Raw genomic sequence first — 23,191 nt, 5'->3', positions numbered from 1 at the left:
TAGAATGATGCGACTGCGAGTATCTGGGGTTTTGTTAAGCGGGTTTTTGGTACTGGGCGGGTGCATGCATACCACGCCTGTTTCCCTGTATCAGCTCGACGGCGGGTCCATTACGGTTCCTGTGGCTGAAAAGGGTGTAGCAGTGTTGCTTGGCCCTGTTTCGGTGGCAGATTACCTGCAGCGTGACACACTCCTTCAGCGCCAACTCGACGGCACCCTATCTGAAGCCCGAGACGCTCGTTGGGCGGGAAGCTTGGCGGCAGATATCGATCAGCAGCTGCTTCGTCAGTTGGCCTCGCGACTGGATACACAACGCGTCGTGCTGGCACCTGCAACCGCAGGCTTTGTGCCCGAAGCCCGGGTCTCTTTGACCCTCACCCGTTTGGATTCTGGTCCGCAGCGCCCGGCGGTCCTTGAAGGGCAGTGGCGTCTGTCTGGCAGCGACGGCAAGCTGGTCGACAGCCGTTTGGTCAGTTTGCAGGAGCTGCATGACGGTAGCATCAGTGATCAGGTGCGTGCCCAGAGTTTGCTGATCCAGCAACTGGTGGAGCAAATGGCGGTTGCGATCAAAGAGAACAAACCTGTGCAAGCGCAGCAGGTCACCCCACGGCCACGTCCTAAGCCTCCTCAGGTCAGGCCTGTAGAGCCTCCAGTACAGACAGCACCGAGCATTCCGGTGGCTGAGCCGATTCGCGAAAGCGAAGTCTTCCGCTTTTAAGCAAAATGCCCGGCAAGTGCCGGGCAGTCCTGGATCGGGATGCATGACATAGCTAAAAATGAGCCGGGCATGCCCGGCTCATTGCTGTCTGTCAGTGCATACGCGCCAGTTGGCGCTCAAGAAGTGATGGGTATGGCTCAAGCAGGCGCTCGACGCAGCACGCACCTTGTGGGCTGGCAATGGCGCGGATGCGCGCGCGTTGGCTGACCAACTCGTCATCAGCAATGCTGCGCTCAACCAGTAACAGGTTGCGGCTATGTTGCGACAAAGCCAGCGCATTCTGCGCAGTCTCACTCAGCAACAGGTCGCCCTGTGTCAGCCCCGCCAGTTCCTCACCCAGGCACAGGCCCAGTTGAAGCTGGAGGGTGATGCCGCTGTCGGCTACCTCTATTTGCAAGGCATGGCCCAGGGCGCGCATCAGCTCGCCACAGCAGATGGCGTGGGTCAGGTAGTCTTCGCCACATCCCTGCTCATGGAACAGAATCAGGCTGCTGCCATCACTGAGGGTAAACAATTCACCCTCATACAACTCTGCAGCCTGTTCAAGGCAATCACGGTAACGGTTAAGAAGCTCCATCAGGCGTGCGCGGGGCAGGCGGCGCAGTTGTTCCTGTGCGCCCAGCTGAATGGCCAGAACTGCGCTGGTCTGTGCTGCTTCCTGCGTCGTCTGTGCTGCTGCAGGTGCTGGTTGAGGCTGGTCCTCATCGTCACGCAGGTCTGCAAACGGATCGTCCAGATCATCGTCGTAATGGGTTGGCTTCACTACTGTAGCTGGGCGTTGGGCGCTAGGGGCGGGCTCCAGTTCGTCCAGGTCGTCGAAGTCGTCAGCGTTATCGTAATGGCGTTCAGCACGCAGATTGGGTACGTCAAATCCCGGTTCAATGCGGGAAGAAACGGCCGGCTCATCGTCTTCCGGTAGTTCGACTGGCAAATCGTCAAAGGCTTCCGGTTCTTCAACCGGGGCCGGCTTTTCAGGAACCAGACGATGTTGCAGCTGGCGAGCCAGGTCGCCGATTTCGTCCTGACGTCCGGCGCCTGGAGCAGGATCATCCGGGTCACGCAGCCAGACGCGTAATTGCAGCAGCGGTGTAGAGATATGCCGCCCCAGACGCATGCTCAGGGAAAGGGTCAGGGCCAGCAAAATCAGGCTGAGGATGCCCATGCTCTGCAGGCTGATAGTCATGGGCTGCTGGAACTGTTGCATATCTAGGCTGATGCGCAGTTGCCCGGCGATCACCTCCTGAAAGGTGATGGGCGTGGAGTACAGCCCGTCGGTTTCACCCAGCATGTTTTGGCTGGGGCGCGAGCCTGCCTCAGCGAGGATGCGGTTATCCACACTGTAAATAGCGGCATGAGCCACCAGTGGATTCTTCACCAGATTATTGAGCAGCACGTTGAGGCTGAGGATGTCGTTAGACACCAGCAGCTCAGTAGCGGAGGCGGCTGTCTGGGTTATCAGGCTGCTGCCCAGCGCTTCGGCTTGTTGCTGCATCGCATGCTTGAACTGCATGCCAATGACCCAGCCATAAATCAGCAGGGCAAGAGCAACCAGCAGCAGGCTGTGACTGACAATGCGCAGCGCCAGTGGAATGCGGCGTTGCCGCAAGGCCTGGAACAGCAGGAGAAAGAAATTATCGGGCTTTACGGGGGCGGGCCGGTTCACAGAGCTCGGCTCTTTTCGACTGACGATGCCGCGCAGTATAACGATGCACCGTCTGTGGGCAAAGCACCGTCCGTGAGTGTTGTCATGCGAAAGTAGGTAGAATGGTTGCCTTTCAGGCTGAATACAGCGTGGAACCCGCTCCAATCACGGTGCCCTGGCCGATCAACTGCTCTGATCGGTTCTTTGACGGGCATTGCAGCCGGCCCGCCACAGCCTGAGTTAACCCTGTCATTGTTTCAGGTCGCTTGCGATCAATCATTTCCCGGAGAGTGCGCCTTGCGCGAAATTGTCCTGATCAACATCACCGGTGAAGACCGTCCCGGTTTGACTGCCGCCATCACAGGTGTGCTGGCGCAGGGAGGAGTGAACATCCTCGATATCGGCCAGGCGGTGATTCATGACACGCTGTCATTCGGCATTCTGGTCGAGATTCCTGACACTGAGCAGGCGTCCTCTGTACTTAAGGACATTCTTTTTACCGCCTACAAGCTGGACCAGCAGGTGCGTTTTACGCCGGTGTCAGAGGAGGATTATCAGCAGTGGGTCAATGGTCAGGGCAAGGCCCGCCATATCGTGACTCTGCTGACCCGCAAGGTTACGGCTGAGCAGTTGCAGCGTGTCAGTACTATTACTGCCCGCTACGGCCTGAATATCGACCATATTGATCGTTTGTCCGGGCGGATGCCGTTGGATATGCCGGCCGAGCAAGGCAAGGGCTGTATCGAGTTTTCCGTGCGCGGTGAACCTGCAGACCCTGCTGCGTTGCGTGCCGAGTTCCTGAGTGTGGCGCAGGAGCTGAATGTGGATATTGCCTTCCAGGCTGACTCCTTGTTCCGCCGTAACCGCCGTTTGGCTGTGTTTGATATGGACTCGACGCTGATCGAGGCTGAAGTTATCGACGAGTTGGCCAAGGCTGCCGGCGTAGGCGATAAGGTTTCGGAGATTACCGAGCGCGCCATGCGCGGTGAGTTGGATTTCGCGGCCAGCTTCCGTGAACGCCTGGCACTGCTTAAAGGGTTGCCGGAAACCGTGCTGGCGGATATCGGCGCATCCCTGCGTTTGACCGAAGGCGCGGAAACGCTGTTTAGCGAGCTGCGCCGTCTGGGGTACAAGACGGCGATTCTGTCCGGTGGCTTCACCTATTTTGCCAAGCAGCTGCAGGCCAAGCTGGGCATCGATTACGTGTTCGCTAATGAGCTGGAAATTGTTGACGGTCTGGTAACCGGTGTTGCTGTCGAGCCAATTGTGGATGCGCAGCGTAAAGCTGATCTGCTGCGTGAACTGGCCGCAAAAGAGGGGCTGCGTCTGGAACAGACCATTGCGGTGGGTGACGGCGCCAATGATCTGCCAATGCTGGCAATTGCCGGTCTGGGCGTGGCCTTCCGCGCTAAGCCACTGGTTAAACAGTCTGCCAAACAAGCCATCTCCACCCTAGGGTTGGATGGCGTGCTCTATCTGCTGGGTTTTCGCGACCGCGACGGCCAAGTCTGACGGGCTTGCTTTTAGGGGGGAGGATGCAGCGCATCCTCACCTGCCTCCCGAGACCGGAATAATCGCTCCCGTTACAAAGCTCGCTTCCGGCGAGGCCAACCAACCGATGCAGTTGGCAACCTCTTCAGGAAGTCCCGCCCGCCCGAGCGGTACTGTGGCTGCCATTTGCACCGTACGTTCAGGCATACCCGCAGCGGCATGCAGATCCGTTTCGATCAGCCCCGGGGCTACGCCGTTGACTCGGACTCCTTCGTCGGCAACTTCTTTAGCTAGACCACGGGTCATGCTGTCCAGTGCGCCTTTGGTCGCCGCGTAGTGAATCCATTCGCCACTGCCGCCCAGTTCGGCGGCTCGCGAAGACACATTGATGATGACCCCGCCATTGCCGCCCTGTGAGCGTGCCATCCTGCGCACGGCTTCGCGTGCACATATAAAGGCTCCGAAGACGTTGACCCGGAATACTTGCTCAAGCTGTTCTAGTGATAGCTCCTCAAGGAGGCTGAAACCTGCGGTGATACCGGCGTTATTGACCAGTAATGATAGGGGTTGAGGCTCCTGATCAAGTGCCTGAAAGATACGCAGAATGCTTGTTTCGGAGGAGACGTCCAGTTGCCAGGCTCTAGCTGAGCCGCCTGCCTGGGTGATGGATTGAACGACGTGGTCTGCCGAATGGCTGTCACGCTCGTAGGTCAGATAAACCCTGTAGCCGAGGCGGGCAAGTGTGCATGCTGTAGCTGCGCCTATGCCGCGACTGCCGCCGGTGACCAGTGCCAGTCCCATGGCGATAACCCCTGTTGACGAGAACCTAGGTCGAACTTAGGGCGTGGTTCGCAGAGCTGTCAACGTATTTGGGCGCTAAGACAAGGCCGCATTAGGCGGCCTTTTTACTTATTCGTCGTCAGCCGAGAAGTCGTAATCCATCGTCTGGCTAGGGCCTTGTAGGTAGTGGCCTTGAATGTAATTGACGCCGGCCTGCCACAGGGTGGCAAGCACGCTGGCGGTTTCGACGAATGGGACGATGGTCAACTTGGCTTGGGCATGCAGGCTGGCCAGCAGCGTTTTCAGCGCTTCCTGGTTGTCTGGTTTGCTTAGGTCCTGAGAGAAGGAGCTGTCGACTTTGACGAAATCGATATGCAGGTGTTTCAGCGTATTGAACGGGTTAAGCGCGCAGCCGAACTGAGTCAGGGCCGTTTTGCAGTGTAGTTCGTTCAACCCCTGGGTCATGGCTTTGGCCGCTTTGAGGTAAGCGATTGCGTCGGGCTCACTGAATTGGAATACCAGCGAATCGGACGGCAGGCGGGCTGCTTTGAGGGCCACACTGAGCCAGGGCAGCAGGGTTTGGTCTTGCAGGCTACTGGCCGAGACGTGGATAAACAGGCGCGTGTTGTGGCCTTTGGCGCGATGTTCAGTGAGCAGTTTGATCGAGTTCAGGATCACCCAGCGATCGATTTTTTCCGCCATTCCTGCTTCCGCTGCAGACTTGAACAGCTCAAGCGGCGGAATGTCTTCACCCTGTGGGCTGCGCAGGCGCAGCAGGGCTTCGTAGTGTTCGTAGTTGTCACCGCGCAGGCTGATGATGGGTTGGAACAACAACGTGAAACTATTGTTATCCAGCGCCTGCTGAATCATTGCGATGATATTGCCGCGGCTGGCTGCAGCGGCCAGCTCTTCAGCTGGGTCATAGAGTTTGATCGCGTTGCCGTTGCTAAGCTCGTCGGCACAGCGATGCGCGCGGTCGACCACTTCCTGAGCTTTGGCTGTGGTCTCGTTCAAGCCCGCGACACCAATGGTCAGTGTGGTCTGGACGGTGCGACAGCTGATATCAAACAGGTTGCCTTCAACTTTCTTCAGCAGTTTTTCCAGATCTTCCTGAACCGCCTCGGGTGTTGCCGCAGGAATCAGTGCAGCGAAGACGTCATCGCCAAAGCGTGCAAGCTGGGTTTCGGCCGAGAAATGGCCACGCAAAAGGTTAGCCAGATCGGTCAGCAGAATATCGATATCGGCCAGCCCGATTTGTGCCAGCAGGGTGGCGTAGTGGTCAACGCGGATATAAGCCAAGGTCGAAGGCTGACCCGAGTTGACTGCGCGCTCGGCTGCCGCGTCCATTAATTCAAGGAAGTGGCTGCGGTTAAACAGGCCGGTGACCAGATCTTGGCTGCTGATCTCGCGGAGTTTTTCCTGCAGTTCGGCATTGTCTGTTTCGGCTCGAATGACAACTTGGATACAGGGTTCGCCGTCGTAGGTGGCCGGTGAAAAACTCATTTGTGCGGTGAAGGTTTCGCCGCTGGCTTTAACGCCCGTGCACTTGAGTTCGGCATGGCCTTCGCCGCTGTGGTAACTCTTGAGGAACTCTTTAAAGCTGGACTGATCCTGACTGGCGATCAGGTCAATCATCGGCATGCCTTCCAATTCTTCAGCATCTTCATAGGCAAACAGCTCCAGATAGGAGCGGTTGGCGTAGATGTGCATGCCATCATGAACGTAGGTAATAGCGTCTACGGAGCTTTCGAGCAGCAGTTGGCAACGCTTTTCTGCTTCACGCAGAGCGACTTCGGCTGCGCGACGTGCACGGCGCTGCTCGAGGTTGGCCAGTTCACGCTTGGCCACCAGAATCAGGCGTTCATCCTCGCTTTGCGGCAGGGCATCCTGCGCGCCCAGAGTGAGAGCTTCGGTGATGCTGTCGGAGTCGTTGTCAGCGAGTAGCTGGATAACAGGAATGTCTTTGGCCTGACGGCGGATGCTGGCAATCACCTCGCTGCTGGCGACATGTTCGCTGTGCGGCGCACAAATCAGCAGGTCCCAGCTGTGCTGAAGAACCTCATTGAGATCATCTGCTGCGCTCAGGCGATGGACGCGGGTAGCTTGTCCGGCGTTGCGAAACAAATTAACCAGACGCTCAGCTTCGTTCTGCGAGTCTTCGAGAATTAAGAGGCGGATGGTTTTTTTTTCGAGAGGCATTTTGATATCAATTCTTCGCCAAGCTGCCGCTAAAAGGCGACAAACGGTAAGGTTTGGGCAATCTACAGCGACTTCCAGAGTGAGTCAAAATCTTCCGCGCCTGCTTTGCTGTTGCTGACTTTTATCGTATCGCCGTAATCCGGGCTCTCTTCAACCTCTTTAATCAGTTTGTACTCAAACTGATTAAAGCTGCCCGTGCTGCTAATGCGTTTCATGAGCACTGCGCGATGTTCGGTACCATTAATGTTGATGCTGACTTTGCTGCCTTCCTGAAACGGAATGCGTGGGGTAATCAGGGTTGAAGGCCGTGAAATAACACTGATCTCCGGCAGTAGCAGGGCGCGCATGAACTGGCTGTTCTGATCGCCATTGCGCAGCAATTGCAGGCCGCAGGTCTGCGCTTGTGGGGCAATCAGCTCGATGCCCATCTGTGTGCCACCGCCGCGTACCTGACGAATCCAGCGCACCACGGCGATGCTCCAACTGTCCTGTTGCTGGCTGCGTACGCCCAGCAGCTCACCAGCCTGAAGCTGGTTGGGCACTTCGCGGCCCCAGGACAGGCAGTAACCGCCGGGGCTGATGTTGACGATGGAGACCTCGAAAGTTGGGTAGCTGGCGGTGTGCTGCTGATACAGCGCTGACTGCTGGGTTTCGTCATCCGGTCGGCTGTACTGAATTTCTTCGAACGGCAGAACGTCTTCCTGGTTTTCGCCCTTCTTCGCATCGAAGGCACCGGACCAGATGTCCGCGTCACCACTTTGCACGCTGAACACCGCCGCGTTGCTCTGGCTTGATTGGCGTAGGACATCGTTAAACAGGCGTTGGCCGGCGAGGTAATAGTGCACCGCGCTCATCCCCAGGCTCAGGGTCAGGTTGCCCTGGCTTTGAGTGCGCTGAAATGTGCGCTCAGCAATGTCGCCCCAGGCAGCAGTCAAATGTTGCAGCATGTCCTGACTGAAATTTGTGGGAACGTGCAGGTGTGAAGGGTCTTTGCTCTGTAAATAGTCGTTTAGTGCATGAGCCAGCACTGAGGGATCAATGCCCAATGCATCCTGCATGTCTTGCGGGCTTAACTGGGTGGTGTAGCGCGGTGGTGCATCCTGGGCTGGGTTGACCGCAAAGAGGCAGGTGCTGGCATCCTTTGGATTCAGCGTTACCAGGTTGGCCCACAGTTCAAGGATTTTGGCCAACTGAGCAATGGTGTTCTGGCGCATTTGGTTGCAGCGCGAACTGCCCAGCAGCAGTGCGACCAGGTAGCACTGTTCGCTGCTCAAACCCTGGGTGTGGTGGGCTTGTGGGTCGCGAATGGAGGTTTTGTGCAGCCCGTGGGCGCGGGCGATTTGGTAGAGCAGGTGCAGCTCCAGCCATAAACCTTCAGGAACCGGGCAATACAGCTGGCTGGAGCGGATCAGCGGACCGCACAGACTATGGATGGAGCGCTGCAGTGCGGCGGCCAGCAGATTCTGTTCATCCCGCGTGGGTTGACTACCCAGGGCCGTGACAATCAGTTTGTAGCCAATGGCCAGATGGTGTTGCAGGGCCTGACACAAGTTGGCGACTTTGCGCGGGCGCTCGTCCAGGACAATCGCCAGGTTGACGAAGTGTTTTTCCAATTGATTGCAGACAAAAAAGATTTCCGGGCGCAGCAGCTCCAGCATCTGCAGGCGGTTTTCAGCACTGGTTTGCAGTTGGTTGATTTCCAGAAGGGCTTGGTAGAGCTGACGGGCGCTTTCTCCCACATTGGCTTTGGGTAAGCCTTCGATCCACTTCTTCACATGGCGGGGCGAAGCCTCGCAGAAGGTGAGGAAGGGGTTGTTGGGGGTTGTGGTTCGTAGACGGGAAAGCGCGTTTTGTTTATCCATTGCGACCGGCTGCTCCAGCAATAATGGCTGGGAAATCAGTGTTTGGGTGACTGTAGCATCATATTGCCTTCATGGCAGCCGCTAAGGCAGCGGCAGGTGATGTCTGCGAATCTGAAGAGGGCTCTGGCGGTCGTTTGACCGCCAGGTTGGGGCGGATGGTTAGTTTCCAGTGCCTAGCAGTTGGCCCATTTGCACAGGGCTGTTAGCGGCCAATGTTTGGGCCCAAGTGACTTGTTCAGGGCCGAACAGAACGATTGCAGTTGAACCAAGTTTGAAACGACCCAGCTCGGCACCTTTCTCCAGCGTGATTGGTCCGCGTGCGGCTTCGTCATAGCGCACGGTTTTCAGTTCGCGCTTAGGTGGTGTCACCAGACCTGCCCAGACGGTTTCGATGGAGGCCACGATCATCGCACCGACCAGCACAACGGCCATCGGGCCGCGCTCGGTGTCGAACAGGCAAACCACGCGCTCGTTGCGGGCAAACAGTTCAGGCACGTTTTCGGCGGTGGTCTGGTTAACCGAGAACAGGCGACCTGGTACATACACCATCTCACGCAGAGTGCCGGTGAGGGGCATGTGTACGCGGTGGTAGTCCTTCGGCGATAGGTAAATAGTGGCGAAGTCGCCGCCCATAAACGCTGCAGCCCGTTCGCTGTCGCCGCCGAGCAGTTCGGTCACGCTGAAACTGTGGCCTTTGGCCTGGAACACACGGCCTTGCTCAATTTTGCCCAGTTGGCTAACTGCTCCGTCGGCAGGGCAAAGTATTGCGCCGGGCGTTGTGTCCAGCGGGCGGGCGCCGTCTTTGAGGGCGCGGGTGAAAAAGTCGTTGAAGTGCGCGTAGGCGTTGAGGTCTTCAACCTGCGCTTCGCTCATGTTCACTTGGTACTGTTTGGCGAACCAGTTGATCAGCGGGCGCTTGAGCCACTCAATGCGGCACTCAGCGACGAAGCCAATCAGGCGCGACAGCAGGTGATGAGGCAGCAGGTACTGGCTGATGATAAACAGACGGTCTTTCATGTGTTTTCCTTAATTGACGCTGTGTTTCAGCGCTCGACCGGAGTGTCCGGGTGGTTGCCCCATTCGCCCCAGGAGCCGGCATAGGCCTTGATCCGAGGGTAGCCCAGCACCTTGGCGGCCACATAGGTGAAACCGGAGCGGCGATGGGTCTGGCAATGGGTGATGATTTCCTTGTCCGGGGTGATGCCCAGAGCAGTGAGCTGTTGTTGCAGGTCGCTGCGCATGCGCATGCCGCGTTGTGGGTCCATGCCGGCAGTCCATTCGAAGTTGACCGCGCCGGGGATGTGTCCGGCTTTCTGCGCCTGAACCTTTTCTCCGCGATATTCTTCTGGTGAGCGGGCATCCCAAATCACCAGATCCTCTGCGCCCAGACGGCTGAGGATGTACTCACGGGTGGCGTTCGGTGTCTCATGCAGGGTCAGGCTGAGCGACTGCTGAGCCACCGGCGGTATCTCTGTGCTCAGAGTGCCGATATCTTCCAGCCAGGCAATCAGCCCGCCGTTGAGGAAGTGGTAGCGCGTGTGCCCGATCATATCCAGCATCCAGATAAAGCGGCCGGCCCAGCCGCCGCCTTCATCGTCGTACACAACGTAGGTGGCGTCCGGGTGATGACCCAGCTCGCTGAATAGCTGTTCGAGTTGCTCTTTACTTGGCAGCAGACCGGGCGCTGGCGGTTGGCCAAACTGCGTGCGTTTGGGCTCAACGAAGTGGGCGCCGGGAATATGGCCTTCGGCATAGCGCTGCGCATTGGTCAGGTCGACCAAAATCAGGCCCGGGGCGTTCAGTCGGCTGGCCAGTTGCGCAGGCTCTATCAGTAATGGCTGGTCAGCAAAGTCAGTCATGCCGGGCCTCAATGGTATTCGGGAAGTGGCTGAGGCGGATTGTAACGGAAAGACTAGTGTCCCCGGTTGGCAAAATTCCCCAATGCCCGCTCAATGCATTGCACGGTTTTGCCAAAGGTCTGCAGGTCTGAATCACTGATGGGGTGGCCATCTTGGTCGGCGACAATCAGCATGACCACCCGGTTGTTGGTCGCGACTGAGCGCAGCAGCCAGTGCTCGCTGGGGAACAGGCTCTTCAGTGAGCCCGGTAGTAGGGCAGAGAACTTGGCTACGTTGGATGGTGTCAGGCGCAGTTGTCGTGGCTCGGCTAGCATGCTGCGTAGCACTTGGCTTTGCTGTGGGGCCAGAGCCATGCCGACGTTGGCTTTATCCAGGCCGGTTTGCTGCTGGGCTTGCAGGCGGGAGTGCTGGCGATCCGCGAGAAACAACAGAACACGAGTGAAACCGCAGGCCTTTAAGGCTTGGTTGGCACAGTCGGTCAGTTGCAGGACATTACTGAAGCGGCTCGGGCTGGCCAGCAGTTGCAGACACAGTTCGCGCCATTCCTTACTCATCTCGTTTTTGTTGTGTTGGGCGACGGCTTGCAGGCGACGTTCATCCCAAGGCCACAGCAGCGATTCGGCCGGATGCCAGATGCCCGGGCGGGCATGTTCGCGGGCGCTGTTGACGGCATTTTGGTGAATCAACTGCTGCAACTCGGCAATCGGCAGCTTCAAAAACAGGCTGCTCAGGCGTTGCCAGCGCAGGTTATGGTCACTGTTCCAGGCATAGTGCGCGGAAAGCGCCAGGCCGTTGGCCAGCAGGATGCTGTTGGCCGGTTGGGTCAGCCAGCGCAACAGTACAGGATCTTCATCCAAGCGCTGCTGCTGGCGTAGCGGGTTGTCGTTATCGCGGGCCAAGTGCAGGGCTTTGACCAGCAGGCGACGGTCGTTGAGCAGCAGGCGGTAGCCTTGAATGATCCAGTCTGGCAACTGCCAGCACTCACTCAGGGCCAGGCACAGCTCAAGTAAGGGCATGCCGAGCAGCTCCTGCTCAACGCGCTGGCTGCATTCTTTGCCAATCAGTACCCGCTGCTCCCATGCGTTGAACAGCTCAGGCTCGGTTGTAACCAGCGTCCAGATCGGCGACAGAAACAGCAGTGAGCCCCAGTGAATCTCTTGCCACAGACGGGCCAGGCGGGCTGAAAACAAACCGCTGGCCTGCTGACTGGCATGCTGGCTGATCAGCTGCATCTGGCGCAGGGCTGTAGGCAGCTGCTCTTCTGCGAGGCTGGGGAGTTTGCTCAGCAGCTCTTCGGCGCGCTTGAGGCCAAGGCGGTTGAGCGCTGCTTCGAGGCTTTCGGTTTTAGTGCTGAGGGCGCTGGTGTTGCGATTGGCTTCACGCAAGACCGCCAGTGCGAGTGCAGGGCAGTGGCTCATCAGGTCGGCCAGCTCGCGCATTGAGCAGTTGCTGTTGAGCAGGCCTCGGCGCATTTTCTGCACGCTGTCGTTGGAGGCAGGAAGAAGAGGGCTATCCAGCTGCTTCAGCCAGTCGTTCAATGTGCGCTGCGTATGGGGGGAATTTGGCATACAAGTGTCACAGACTGGCTTTTTGATCTTAACTGGCTATAGTCTCGCGCAAAACTCCCGATAAATAGAAGGGTTGTTTGGCTATTCGCCTTGGTCCTTCATTTAGGCAAGTTGTTTCCCTATGGTAAAAATCATCGGCATCGTTGTTGTTTTCGTGTGCGTCATCGGGGGTTTTGTTCTCTCGGGTGGTCATTTCATGGCCTTGGTGCATCCATTCGAAATCATGATCATCGGGGGCGCGGCACTTGGTGCGTTCCTGCAGGCGAACCCTGGCAGCATGTTTATGCGGGTCTTTAAAAAGTCCCTGAGCATGTTCAGTTCGCGTTTCACTCAACAGTACTATCTTGATGTGCTGAAACTGCTTTACGAGATTCTTAACAAGAGCCGCCGTGAAGGCATGATGGCCATCGAAGCGGATATCGAAGATCCAGCGGCCAGCCCGATCTTCAGTAAGTACCCCGGCATTCTTAAAGATCAGCAGATGACTGCTTACATCTGCGATTACCTGCGCATCATGTCTTCCGGCAACATGGCTCCCCATGAGTTGGAAGGGCTGTTTGATATGGAAATCGCCAGCCTCAAAGAGGAACTGGAACATCCCTCCCATGCGGTTAACAAAATTGCTGACGGTCTGCCTGCAATGGGTATCGTGGCGGCCGTGCTGGGGATCGTAATCACCATGTCGATTTTGGCTGAGGCGGATAACGCTGAGATTGGTCAGAAGGTCGGCTCGGCTCTGGTTGGTACGTTCTTGGGTATTCTGGCTTCGTACGGTTTCTTTGCACCGCTGGCCGGCGCTCTGGAGCATGACGCAAAAGAAGAAGTGAACGTGTATGAGGCCATCAAGGCAGGCTTGGTTGCTTCTGCTTCCGGCATGCCGCCTTCGCTGGCTGTCGAGTTTGCCCGTAAGGTGCTGTACCCCGCTCACCGCCCGACGTTTGCCGAGCTTGAACAGGCAATGCGTGGAGGCTGAGGCTGAGCATGGAAAATAATCAGCCGATAATCGTTAAACGGGTCAAAAAGGGCGCTGGTGGCCATCACGGTGGTGCCTGGAAGATCGCGTTTGCCGACTTCGCCACGGCGATGATGGCTTTCTTTCTGGTGATGTGGCTGATGTCCTCGGCCACTCCGGAGCAGAAGAAACTCATTTCCGGTTACTTTCAGGACCCTATCGGGTTCACTGAAAGCGCCAGCCCCCACGTGATCGATCTGGGCGGCACCCCTGTACCGTCGCCTGATCGCACCCTCAATCCAGAGATCAAGCCAAGCGACGCGTCCGAGAGCAATCCGGGTGACATCGATAAGCAGCAGGCTGAGTCCATTTCTGAAGAGATCGAGCGCGAGCGTCTGGAGTTGCTGTTGCAAGAACTGCAGACCAAAGTGGATGAAAACCCGCAGGTGCAGAACTTTAAAGATCAGATTCTGTTCGAGATTACCCAGGACGGCCTGCGTATTCAGATCATGGACGCGGATAACCGGCCGATGTTCGCCTCCGGGAGTGCACAGTTACAGCCGTACTTCGAGGATATTCTGCTGGCCATGTCCGATACGATTTCGGCTGTGCCAAACAAAATCAGCATCAGCGGGCATACCGATGCGCAGCCATACTCGGGCCGAGGCGGCTACGGTAACTGGGACTTGTCGGCAGATCGGGCTAATGCTGCGCGGCGTGTGCTGGTCGCCGGTGGCTATGACGATGATCAGGTGGCGCGTGTGGTTGGCTATGGTTCGTCGGCCTTGTTCGACCGCCAAAACCCGCTTAATCCCATCAATCGCCGCATTGATATTGTGGTGCTGACCAAAAAGGCTGAGCGTGCCATCGATGGTGAGCACGGTCGCACTGATGAGCCTTCAGCTGAGCAGAATGCAGCGCCGCCCGCAAGCGATCAGCCGCTGCAAAAAGATCAGCTGAGGGAGAAGCTGAATATCTTTGAAGAGGGTGTGTTGAAGTTCAACTGAGCTAGCCCTCCTGATAAAAAAGGCCGCGTTTGACGCGGCCTTTTTTATCAGTAATCCGGCTCCGGCAAGCTCGCTACGATATGTCGGTAGCTGGCGATCCGTTGTGGATGCACTCGGCCTTCCTCCAGCGCTTTGAGCAGTGCGCAGCCCGGTTCGCGGTCGTGCTTGCAGTCGCGGAAGCGGCAATGGCCGATCAGTTCGCTGAACTCGATAAAGCCCGCTTCAACATCATCCCGGCTTACGTGCACCAGACCAAATTCGCGAATACCGGGGGAGTCGATCAGCTCGCCGCCGCCGGGGAAGTGGAACAGACGCGCTGTGGTGGTGGTGTGGGTACCTTTGCCGGTTAACTCCGAGAGCGCACCGACACGGGTGTCTACGCCCGGCAGCAAGCTGTTGACCAAGGACGACTTGCCCACACCGGACTGGCCGACAAATACGCTGACATGGCCGTCCAGGCGTTTCTTCAGCTGCTCCATACCGTCACCTTGATGGGCGGACACCTCCAGCAGCGGATAACCGAGCTGGCGATACACGCCGAGCATTTCATGCAACGCCGGGCCGTTCTCTTCGTCGATCAAATCGGCCTTGTTCAGCAGCAGCAACGGGCGGATGCCGGCGTGTTCGGCAGCGACCAGATAGCGGTCGATCAGGTTGGCGTGGGGCTCGGGCAGCGGGGCGAAGACGATCACCAGCAAATCGACGTTAGCCGCTACCGGTTTGAGCTGGCCACGGATGTCCGGACGACACAATTCACTGTCGCGCGGCAGCTGCGCGACGATCACGCCAATGCCCTGGTTGCCAGCGCGCCACACGACTTTGTCGCCGGTTACCAGGCTGGGCAGATTGGCGCGTAAGTGGCAGCGGAAGACCTGGCCGGCAAGCTCGCCGTCCAGTGCCTCTACTTCAACTTGCACGCCAAAGTGGGCGATGACTAAGCCGAACTGCTCCGGCCCAAGATCGCCGCCTTCTAGAATTTGCAGCGCTTGTGACTCGCGCTTGGCGGCGCGTGCAGCGCGCTCGCTCTGGACTTTTTCGATGCGCCAGTTTTGTCGGCGGTTGAGTTGGCGTTTGGCCATGGAGATTCCGAAAGGTTGGATGCGCAATAAACAGACGCGAGTCTAGCACGGGCTGCCTGTTGCGCTGTCCTGCGGCTACACTGCGCGGATTATTGGCAGTGCGATGGGGCGCTCAGATGGTCAACCGGATCAGGCAGTACCCGGCAGCGCGGGCACTGATTGCGCAAAGTGTGGCGCTTGTGCTGGTCGGCATGCTGGTTTACTTAACCGCACAGCTGTCGTCCTGGCGTCCGCCAATTATGGCAGCAGGGCTTGCCCAAGGCCTGCTGGCAGCCACTCTGGGGCGCTACTTGGGGCTGTCGCGCTGGTGGTTCGGCCTGAATTTGCTGTTTGTCCCTGCATTGCTGCTGGGTCGTGGCAGCGAGCTGCCGGCGTGGGTGTTTCTGCTCGGTTTTGTGCTGGTGCTACTGCTTAACTGGAACAGCGTGAGTGAGCGGGTGCCGCTGTACCTTAGTGGTGCGCCGAGTCGGCAGGCTCTGATCGGTTTATTGCAGCAACAGCCAGCTGACTTTCGTTTTATTGATCTTGGCTGTGGCCCAGGCAGTGCCCTGCTGGCACTTGCGCGGCAGTTCCCGCAGGCGCAGTTTGTGGGGGTGGAAACCGCGCCACTGTCTTTTGCACTGGCCTGGTTGCGGGCCTTGCGCCAGCCGAACTGCCTGGTCCGCCTGGAAAACCTTTGGCGTACCGATTTATCCACATACGATGTGGTGTACTGCTTTTTATCCCCAGCACCGATGGCGCGGCTCTGGGACAAGGCGCAGGCGCAGATGCGCCCCGGTAGCCTGCTCGTCAGTAATAGCTTTGAGGTACCGGAGCAACCGGCTGAGCAGGTCATTGAAGTGGGTGATTGGCGTGGCTCGCGTCTGCTGATCTGGCAGATGCAGGGCTGATTATTTCGCTAAACTGTCGGACTTAGCCGAGGAGCACAGCATGCAGAATCCAAACAACTTGATCTGGATTGATCTGGAAATGACCGGTCTGGAGCCGGAGACCGATGTCATCATCGAAATGGCCACTATCGTCACTGACAGTGATCTGAACATTTTGGCCGAAGGGCCGGTCATCGCTGTGCATCAGAGCGATGAGAAGCTGGCAGCCATGGATGAGTGGAACACCCGCACCCACGGTGAAAGCGGCCTGACCCAGCGTGTGCGTGAGAGCACGATCAGCCAGGCTGAAGCCGAAGCAATGACCATCGCGTTTCTGGAAAAGTGGGTGCCGAAAGGTAAGTCGCCGATTTGCGGCAATAGCATCGGTCAGGACCGTCGCTTCCTCTATAAGTACATGCCGGCGCTGGAAGCCTATTTCCACTATCGCTATCTGGACGTGTCGACCTTGAAGATTCTGGCTGGCATGTGGGCCCCGCAGGTCAAGGACTCCTTCCAGAAGCAAGGCACTCACCAAGCGCTGGACGATATCCGGGAGTCGATTGCCGAGCTTAAGCATTACCGGCAGCACTTTCTTAAAGTGTGATTGGATGAACAAAAGCCCGCTGATGCGGGCTTTTGTTTGGGCGAGCGTTTCTCTGTGGGGCGGATTACGCCTGCGGCTAATCCAGGCTGCGGGGCCGAAGGGGCGTTTGGAGGTGCCTTTGAGTGTGAGGTAAGCAGGTTTTAGGCTTGCTCACAGCCCATGTTGCGCCAATGCCCACTGCACGTGCTCTTGCACGAGCTCTGACGGATAGTTGAGGCGTGACTTGAGTGCTTCGATCACTGGAATTGTCGACGGGGCATTACCTAATCCGACAGCCAGATTGCGCAGCCAGCGCTCATAACCGGCTCGGCGCAGTGGTGAGCCTTCGGTGCGGCTGAGGAATTCCTCTTCGCTCCAGCAAAACAGTTCGGCCAGCTCAGTATTGTCCAGATTGTGTCGGGGCAGGAAGTCGGTTTGCTCCGTGGGTTTGGCAAAGCGGTTCCACGGGCAGACAATCTGACAGTCATCGCAACCAAACACTCGGTTGCCCATCGGTTTGCGCAGGTCTTCCGGGATTGGGCCTTTCAGCTCAATGGTCAAATAAGAAATACAGCGGCGGGCGTCCAGCACCTGTGCGCCGACAAAGGCCTCAGTCGGGCAGATGTCCATGCAGGCGCTGCAGCGGCCGCAATGTTCGCTGGTGTGCGCTTCGTCTATTGGCAGTGGCAGATCGACAAACAGCTCACCGAGAAAGAAGTAGCTGCCTGCTTTACGGTTGATCACTAGTGTGTTTTTGCCGATCCAGCCGAGTCCGGCCTGTTGTGCGATGGCTTTTTCCAGAACCGGCGCGCTGTCGACAAAAGCGCGATAGCCGAAAGGGCCGATTTCCTGCTGAATACGCTCGGCCAGTTGCTGCAGGCGCTTGCGGATCAGTTTGTGATAGTCGCGGCCCAGGGCGTAGCGAGAGATGTAGGCCTTATCCGGCTCGGTCAGGCGCTGAGCCATTTGGGTGTCGCCGGGCAGGTAATCCATGCGCAGTGACACCACACGTAAGGTGCCTGGCACCAGTTCGGCCGGGCGCGAGCGTTTTGTGCCGTGCGCGGCCATGTAATCCATTTCGCCGTGATAGCCGGCCTCGAGCCAGCGTTGCAGGTGTTGCTCGTGCTCGCCGAGATCAACACTGCTGATGCCGACTTGTTGAAAGCCCAGCTCGCGGCCCCAGTCCTTGATCGATTGGGCGAGGGTGTCGAGGTTGAGTGCTGGAGTGTTCATACAATTCGGGTAAGCGCGGCGGAGGTGCGTATAATTCTGCCAGACAACGGAGCCAACGCATGACGCATTCTCCAGACAATCTTCCCTTGCCCCTTTATAGCGCTGCTCAGGTACGCGAGCTGGACGCGCGTCTGATTGCAGCCGGTACTCCCGGTTTTGAGCTGATGACGCGAGCAGCTGAGTCCATTTGGGAGCTGCTGCGCGAGCAATGGCCTCGTGTTAGGGAAATGACAGTGCTGGCCGGGCGAGGCAATAACGCCGGTGACGGTTATCTGATAGCTCGTCTTGCGGGTGAGGCCGGTTGGCAGGTGCGTGTGCTGGCGGTGGGCGATCCCTTGTGCTTGCAGGGTGATGCAGCCCTGGCGCGGGCAAAGGCCGTTGCAGCCGGAATCAGCATTGAGCCTTGGCAGGCAAGTATCGAGTTGCGCGGTGTGGTGGTTGATGCATTGCTGGGCACTGGCCTCAGCGGCACGGTACGTGAGCCTTATGCTCAGGCCATCGCGCAGGTTAATCAGTCTGGCCTGCCAGTGGTGGCTGTAGATATTCCATCAGGCCTTTGCGCCGATACCGGGAATGTGCTGGGTATTGCTGTGCAGGCGCAATTGACCGTAACCCTGATCGGTCTGAAACTTGGTCTTTTTACGGGCCAGGCGGCTGACTATATCGGTGACTTGCACTTTGCCGATTTGCGGGCTGATCCCTCCATTGTGACCAGTCATGCTTATGAAGCCTTGCGTTTAAACGCTCAGAGTCTGCCTGCGTTGGCGCCGCGTAAGGCTACGACGCATAAGGGGCAGCTGGGCCATGTGTTAGTTGTAGCTGGCGAGCGCGGATATGGCGGCGCAGGCTTGCTTGCCGCACAAAGTGCGTTGCGCTCTGGGGCAGGGTTGGTCAGCCTGGCGACACGCAGTGAGCATGTATTGGCCTCCCAAGCCCGTCAGCCTGAAGTGATGGCGATTGGGGTGGAGTCGGCCAACCAACTGCTGGCGCTGGGAGCAGCTGCCAGCGTGTGGGTGGTCGGTCCTGGGCTGGGGCAGGGCGCATGGGCGCGGAGCTTGTTGTCGGCTGCGTCGATCAGTTCAGCAGTGCAAGTCTGGGACGCTGATGCATTGAACCTGTTAGCGCAGGGTGTTGTCAGGTTGCCTGAGCGCGCGGTACTGACCCCTCATCCGGGGGAGGCCGGACGCTTGTTGGGCATTAGCAGTGCCCGTGTGCAGGCAGATCGTCCCGGTGCTGCCCGGGCATTGGCGGTGCGCTACGGTCAGGTATGTGTCCTGAAAGGCGCTGGCAGCTTCATAGCAACCCCCTGTGGCCAGCTGTGGTTGTGTGAACGGGGGCATCCGGTTATGGCCGGGGCCGGGTTAGGTGACGTGTTGAGTGGTTTGATTGGCAGTCTGCTGGCGCAGGGCTTGTCCACGGTTGATGCTACCCGCTTGGCGGTTTATCTGCATGCCTGCGCTGGTGAGCGTTTGTCGTCTTTAGGCCGTGGTTTGGCAGCGAGTGATCTGTGTGTGGTGATAAGAGAATTAATGCAGGAGCATTCTGCGTGTCTGAAATAGAGCTGTTTGCAGCTGACGAGCCGGCCATGTTGGTGCTTGGGGCAAAAATTGCCGAAGTGACAGGTGGTGCCGGGGTGATTTATCTGCACGGTGATCTTGGGGCCGGTAAAACCACCCTGTCCCGTGGGATCATCCGCGGGCTGGGCCATACCGGTGCGGTGAAAAGTCCGACCTTCACTTTGGTTGAACCGTACGAGATTGGCTCAGTGCGTGCCTTTCACTTCGACCTGTATCGACTGGTCGATCCTGAAGAGCTCGAATTTATGGGTATTCGTGATTATTTCGATGCCGACAACCTGTGTCTGGTCGAGTGGCCGCAACGTGGAGCGGGCGTTTTGCCAAAGGCAGATCTGGACATTACCATTACCCCGCATGGCGCAGGGCGCAGGTTGCACCTGCAAGCTCAGGGTGAGCGTGGCGCTGCATGGTGCAGTGCTTTGGCTGTAGAGGCTAATTGATGATGGGGTTGCCTATGCGCAAACGCGCACGTTTCATTGCTTTGGCAATGGCCTTGCTGTGTCTGACATTTGAGGCCGTTGCTGCATCGGATGTGCGCAGTGTGCGTCTGTGGCGTGCACCGGATAACACTCGACTGGTCTTTGACTTGTCGGGCCCGGTTCAGCACAGCGTGTTCCAGCTGGCAGCGCCCAATCGCATTGTGATCGATGTTAAAGGCGCCAAACTGGCAACGCGTCTCGATCAGTTGGCATTGGCTAATACCCCAATTACCGGTGTACGTTCGGCTCAGCGCACCGCCGATGAGCTGCGGGTGGTGATCGACCTGGCAAAGCCCGTTTCGCCGAAGAGCTTTACCTTGGCACCTAACCAGCAGTACGGACACCGCCTGGTGGTCGATCTGTTTGATGACGCGCCGGCACCGTCCACGCCTGTTGCCAGTGCGGCCAGCAAACCGCCGGTTCCGGTGACGCCGACTCAGGCCCCGCAAAAGCTCACTCCTGTGCCTAACGGTAAGCGTGACGTTGTCATCGCGATTGATGCCGGTCACGGCGGCGAAGACCCGGGCGCGCTGTCGCCGGTTAAAGGACAGTATGAAAAGCACGTCACCCTGGCCATTGCCCGCGAGTTGCAGCGTCAGATCAACGCCGAGCGCGGCTTCCGGGGTGAGTTGGTGCGTACCGGTGACTACTTTATTCCGCTGCGCAAACGTACTGAGATCGCCCGCAAAAAAGGTGCTGATCTGTTCGTCTCCATCCATGCGGATGCGGCCCCGCGTTCATCAGCCTTTGGAGCATCGGTGTATGCGCTGTCGGATCGAGGCGCTACCTCCGAAACCGCCCGTTGGCTGGCTGATGCCGAAAACCAGTCTGACTTGATTGGTGGTGTCGGTAACGTGAGCCTGGACGACAAAGACCGTATGTTGGCTGGGGTGCTGCTGGATCTGTCGATGACCGCTTCCATGTCCTCAAGTCTCAATGTTGGCAACAAAGTGTTGAGCAACATGGGGCGAGTGACCTCGCTGCACAAGCGACGTGTCGAACAGGCTGGCTTTATGGTGCTGAAGTCTCCGGATATTCCATCAATTTTGGTCGAGACTGGATTTATCTCCAATCCGAACGAGGCAAAAAAGCTGGCTACTGTTAGTCATCAGCAGGCTCTGAGCCGTTCAATCGTCACCGGTGTGAAACAGTTCTTCCATGAGAACCCACCGCCTGGCACTTACATCGCCTATTTGCGCGACAGTGGCCAGATCGCCATGGGGCCGCGTGAGCATGTGGTTAGTTCCGGTGAAAGCCTAGCTCTGATTGCTCAACGCTATCAGGTGCCTTTGTCCACTTTGCGTTCGACTAACTCGCTGAAGAATGACGTGATCAAAGTCGGGCAGAAGTTGCAGATTCCGGCAACTTCTCTGGCGGCACAGCCATGAGTGACGTGTCTCGTATTCAGTTACTCAGCCCGCGCTTGGCCAACCAGATTGCTGCGGGCGAGGTGGTTGAGCGGCCTGCCTCCGTCATTAAGGAGTTGCTGGAGAACAGTCTCGACTCTGGCGCAAAGCGCATTGAGGTGGATGTTGAGCAGGGTGGCATCAAGCTGCTCAAGGTGCGTGACGATGGTGGTGGCATACCGGCAGACGATCTGCCGCTTGCTCTGGCGCGTCACGCCACCAGCAAAATCCGTGATCTTGAGGATCTGGAACATGTGATGAGCCTGGGCTTTCGCGGCGAAGCACTAGCGTCCATAAGTTCAGTTTCGCGTCTGACTCTGACATCGCGTACTGCTGAGGCAGACCAGGCTTGGCAGGTTGAGACTGAAGGGCGGGAAATGGAGGCGCGGGTTCAGCCTGCAGCTCACCCGGTGGGCACCTCGGTAGAGGTGCGCGACCTGTTTTTCAACACCCCGGCGCGACGCAAGTTTCTTAAGACCGAGAAAACCGAGTTCGATCACCTGCAGGAAGTCATCAAGCGTTTGGCGCTGGCCCGCTTTGATGTGGCGTTCAACCTGCGCCATAACGGCAAGTCCATCCTCAATCTGCATGAGGCGCGGGACGAAGTCAGCCGGGCGCGTCGGGTGGCTGCGGTCTGTGGTCAGGCATTTCTTGAGCAGGCATTGCCTATCGATATTGAGCGTAATGGCCTGCATTTGTGGGGGTGGGTGGGTTTGCCGACCTTTTCCCGCAGCCAGGCGGACCTTCAGTATTTCTATGTGAATGGGCGCATGGTGCGCGACAAGCTAGTCGCCCATGCGGTGCGTCAGGCCTACCGTGATGTGCTGTTCAATGGCCGGCATCCGACCTTTGTGCTGTTTTTGGAAATTGATCCGGGCGTGGTCGACGTAAACGTGCATCCGACCAAGCATGAAGTACGTTTCCGTGACAGTCGAATGGTCCACGACTTCCTGTATGGCACGTTGCATCGTGCTTTGGGCGAGGTTCGTCCGGAAGATCAACTGGCACCGCCCGCTGCTGTGCATGAAGTGGTCAGGGTCACTGGTGCAGCGGCTGGTGAGTTCGGTCCGCAAGGTGAGATTGGATTGTCGGCAACGCTGCTCGAATCTTCACCTTCGCCCGAGCCTGCCTGGCGCTCGGCGGGAGCTGGCTATCAGGCACCGCGTCCGGCGCCTGTAGTGCCGGTTGAGGAAAGTAGAGGGGCTTACCGTGAGTTTTATGCACCGCTCAATACGCCTTCCTCGTCTCAGGCAGCACCTGTCGCTCTGCCTGAGGCGCAGGGCGATGTACCGCCACTTGGCTATGCCATTGCGCAGCTGAAGGGGGTCTACATCCTGGCTGAGAATGTCCAGGGCATGGTGCTAGTGGATATGCATGCCGCTCATGAGCGAATTACCTATGAGCGCCTCAAGCTGGCTATGGCTAGCGAGGGCTTGCGAGGCCAGCCATTACTGGTGCCTGAGTCGATTGCAGTCAGCCAGCGAGAGGCCGACTGTGCTGAGGAGCACGCTGAGTGGTTCCAGAAGCTGGGTTTTGAACTTCAGCGCCTTGGCCCGGAAACCTTAGCCATCCGACAAATTCCGGCCCTGCTCAAACAGGCTGAAGCGACCAGACTGGTGCAGGATGTCCTTGGTGATTTACTGGAATATGGCACCACAGACCGGATTCAGGCGCATTTGAATGAGTTGCTGGCAACCATGGCGTGTCACGGTGCAGTGCGCGCCAATCGCCGCCTGACCATTCCTGAAATGAATGCGTTGCTCCGTGATATGGAAAGCACTGAACGCAGTGGTCAGTGCAACCATGGTCGTCCGACTTGGACGCAACTGGGCATGGATGACCTCGACAAGCTGTTTATGCGCGGCCGCTAGGTCGTTGCATCTTTTT

The 23,191-nt window shown here is 57.9% G+C and carries 19 protein-coding genes; 10 read left to right on the top strand and 9 right to left on the bottom strand.

All coding sequences use genetic code 11. The features are described from left to right. Positions 1 to 4: 4 nt before the first annotated feature. Positions 5 to 718: a PqiC family protein gene (locus AO726_RS19150; protein WP_058069708.1), complete on the top strand. Its 714-nt coding sequence runs from the start codon at positions 5 to 7 to the stop codon at positions 716 to 718. A gap of 91 nt (positions 719 to 809) precedes the next feature. On the opposite strand, the gene AO726_RS19145 is transcribed toward AO726_RS19150, so the two are convergent. Further along, the gene (locus AO726_RS19145) at positions 810 to 2,381 is read right to left on the bottom strand and encodes an AhpA/YtjB family protein (RefSeq protein WP_058069707.1); all 1,572 of its coding nucleotides are present in this window, start codon (positions 2,379 to 2,381) and stop codon (positions 810 to 812) included. A gap of 276 nt (positions 2,382 to 2,657) precedes the next feature. On the opposite strand from AO726_RS19145, the gene serB reads away from it, so the two are divergent. Then, the gene (gene serB, locus AO726_RS19140; RefSeq protein ID WP_058069706.1) at positions 2,658 to 3,872 is read left to right on the top strand and encodes a phosphoserine phosphatase SerB; all 1,215 of its coding nucleotides are present in this window, start codon (positions 2,658 to 2,660) and stop codon (positions 3,870 to 3,872) included. Positions 3,873 to 3,908: 36 nt separating this feature from the next. Here the strand turns inward: serB and AO726_RS19135 are convergent, their stop codons facing one another. The 6 genes from AO726_RS19135 to AO726_RS19110 form a co-directional block, all read right to left on the bottom strand. Continuing rightward, complete coding sequence (locus AO726_RS19135) at positions 3,909 to 4,652, bottom strand: SDR family oxidoreductase (RefSeq protein ID WP_058069705.1); 744 nt, start codon at positions 4,650 to 4,652, stop codon at positions 3,909 to 3,911. A gap of 108 nt (positions 4,653 to 4,760) precedes the next feature. Next, positions 4,761 to 6,830 (bottom strand): GGDEF/EAL domain-containing response regulator, encoded by a 2,070-nt coding sequence (locus AO726_RS19130; RefSeq protein ID WP_058069704.1) that lies wholly within the window; start codon positions 6,828 to 6,830, stop codon positions 4,761 to 4,763. Between the two features lie 62 nt (positions 6,831 to 6,892). Then, entirely contained in the window at positions 6,893 to 8,692 is a 1,800-nt protein-coding gene (locus AO726_RS19125; protein WP_058069703.1) for a hypothetical protein, read from the bottom strand. 159 nt (positions 8,693 to 8,851) lie between these two features. Further along, the gene (gene asd, locus AO726_RS19120) at positions 8,852 to 9,709 is read right to left on the bottom strand and encodes an archaetidylserine decarboxylase (RefSeq protein ID WP_058069702.1); all 858 of its coding nucleotides are present in this window, start codon (positions 9,707 to 9,709) and stop codon (positions 8,852 to 8,854) included. A 26-nt stretch (positions 9,710 to 9,735) separates the two neighbouring features. Beyond that, positions 9,736 to 10,551: a rhodanese-like domain-containing protein gene (locus AO726_RS19115; RefSeq protein WP_058069701.1), complete on the bottom strand. Its 816-nt coding sequence runs from the start codon at positions 10,549 to 10,551 to the stop codon at positions 9,736 to 9,738. A 53-nt stretch (positions 10,552 to 10,604) separates the two neighbouring features. Then, positions 10,605 to 12,119, bottom strand: a complete 1,515-nt coding sequence (locus AO726_RS19110; RefSeq protein WP_058069700.1) for an HDOD domain-containing protein — start codon at positions 12,117 to 12,119, stop codon at positions 10,605 to 10,607. A 121-nt stretch (positions 12,120 to 12,240) separates the two neighbouring features. Between AO726_RS19110 and motA the strand changes: the two genes are divergently transcribed. Further along, complete coding sequence (gene motA, locus AO726_RS19105) at positions 12,241 to 13,092, top strand: flagellar motor stator protein MotA (RefSeq protein ID WP_058069699.1); 852 nt, start codon at positions 12,241 to 12,243, stop codon at positions 13,090 to 13,092. 8 nt (positions 13,093 to 13,100) lie between these two features. Beyond that, positions 13,101 to 14,078, top strand: a complete 978-nt coding sequence (gene motB / locus AO726_RS19100; RefSeq protein ID WP_058069698.1) for a flagellar motor protein MotB — start codon at positions 13,101 to 13,103, stop codon at positions 14,076 to 14,078. Between the two features lie 47 nt (positions 14,079 to 14,125). Here the strand turns inward: motB and rsgA are convergent, their stop codons facing one another. Then, positions 14,126 to 15,157 carry a small ribosomal subunit biogenesis GTPase RsgA gene (gene rsgA, locus AO726_RS19095; protein WP_058069697.1) on the bottom strand — a complete coding sequence of 344 codons (1,032 nt, stop codon included), beginning with the start codon at positions 15,155 to 15,157 and terminating at the stop codon, positions 14,126 to 14,128. A gap of 116 nt (positions 15,158 to 15,273) precedes the next feature. On the opposite strand from rsgA, the gene AO726_RS19090 reads away from it, so the two are divergent. Further along, positions 15,274 to 16,047: a class I SAM-dependent methyltransferase gene (locus AO726_RS19090; RefSeq protein ID WP_058069696.1), complete on the top strand. Its 774-nt coding sequence runs from the start codon at positions 15,274 to 15,276 to the stop codon at positions 16,045 to 16,047. Between the two features lie 40 nt (positions 16,048 to 16,087). After that, on the top strand, positions 16,088 to 16,630 hold the full coding sequence (gene orn / locus AO726_RS19085) for an oligoribonuclease (RefSeq protein ID WP_058069695.1): 543 nt from the start codon (positions 16,088 to 16,090) through the stop codon (positions 16,628 to 16,630). A 150-nt stretch (positions 16,631 to 16,780) separates the two neighbouring features. Here the strand turns inward: orn and queG are convergent, their stop codons facing one another. After that, positions 16,781 to 17,842, bottom strand: coding sequence for a tRNA epoxyqueuosine(34) reductase QueG (queG, locus tag AO726_RS19080; protein ID WP_058069694.1), 1,062 nt, complete (start codon positions 17,840 to 17,842; stop codon positions 16,781 to 16,783). 59 nt (positions 17,843 to 17,901) lie between these two features. Here queG and AO726_RS19075 point away from each other — a divergent pair, with 59 nt between their 5' ends. Genes AO726_RS19075 through mutL form a run of 4 tightly spaced genes read left to right on the top strand, consistent with a single transcriptional unit; the run spans position 17,902 to position 23,175 of the window. Next, a complete protein-coding gene (locus tag AO726_RS19075; protein ID WP_058069693.1) occupies positions 17,902 to 19,401 on the top strand; it encodes a bifunctional ADP-dependent NAD(P)H-hydrate dehydratase/NAD(P)H-hydrate epimerase in 1,500 nt (499 codons plus the stop codon). After that, positions 19,389 to 19,859, top strand: coding sequence for a tRNA (adenosine(37)-N6)-threonylcarbamoyltransferase complex ATPase subunit type 1 TsaE (gene tsaE / locus AO726_RS19070; protein WP_058069692.1), 471 nt, complete (start codon positions 19,389 to 19,391; stop codon positions 19,857 to 19,859). The genes AO726_RS19075 and tsaE overlap by 13 nt, the downstream gene beginning before the upstream one ends. Before the next feature lie 14 nt (positions 19,860 to 19,873). Next, positions 19,874 to 21,286: an N-acetylmuramoyl-L-alanine amidase gene (locus tag AO726_RS19065; protein WP_058069815.1), complete on the top strand. Its 1,413-nt coding sequence runs from the start codon at positions 19,874 to 19,876 to the stop codon at positions 21,284 to 21,286. Beyond that, positions 21,283 to 23,175 (top strand): DNA mismatch repair endonuclease MutL, encoded by a 1,893-nt coding sequence (gene mutL / locus AO726_RS19060; protein WP_058069691.1) that lies wholly within the window; start codon positions 21,283 to 21,285, stop codon positions 23,173 to 23,175. Before AO726_RS19065 ends, mutL begins: the two co-directional genes overlap by 4 nt. Positions 23,176 to 23,191 lie beyond the last annotated feature (16 nt).

This window comes from Pseudomonas sp. TTU2014-080ASC, from assembly GCF_001446935.1.
Classification (GTDB): Bacteria; Pseudomonadota; Gammaproteobacteria; order Pseudomonadales; family Pseudomonadaceae; genus Aquipseudomonas.
The sequence above is the reverse complement of the archived record's forward strand: the minus strand, read 5'-3'. Positions and strand labels throughout refer to the sequence as shown.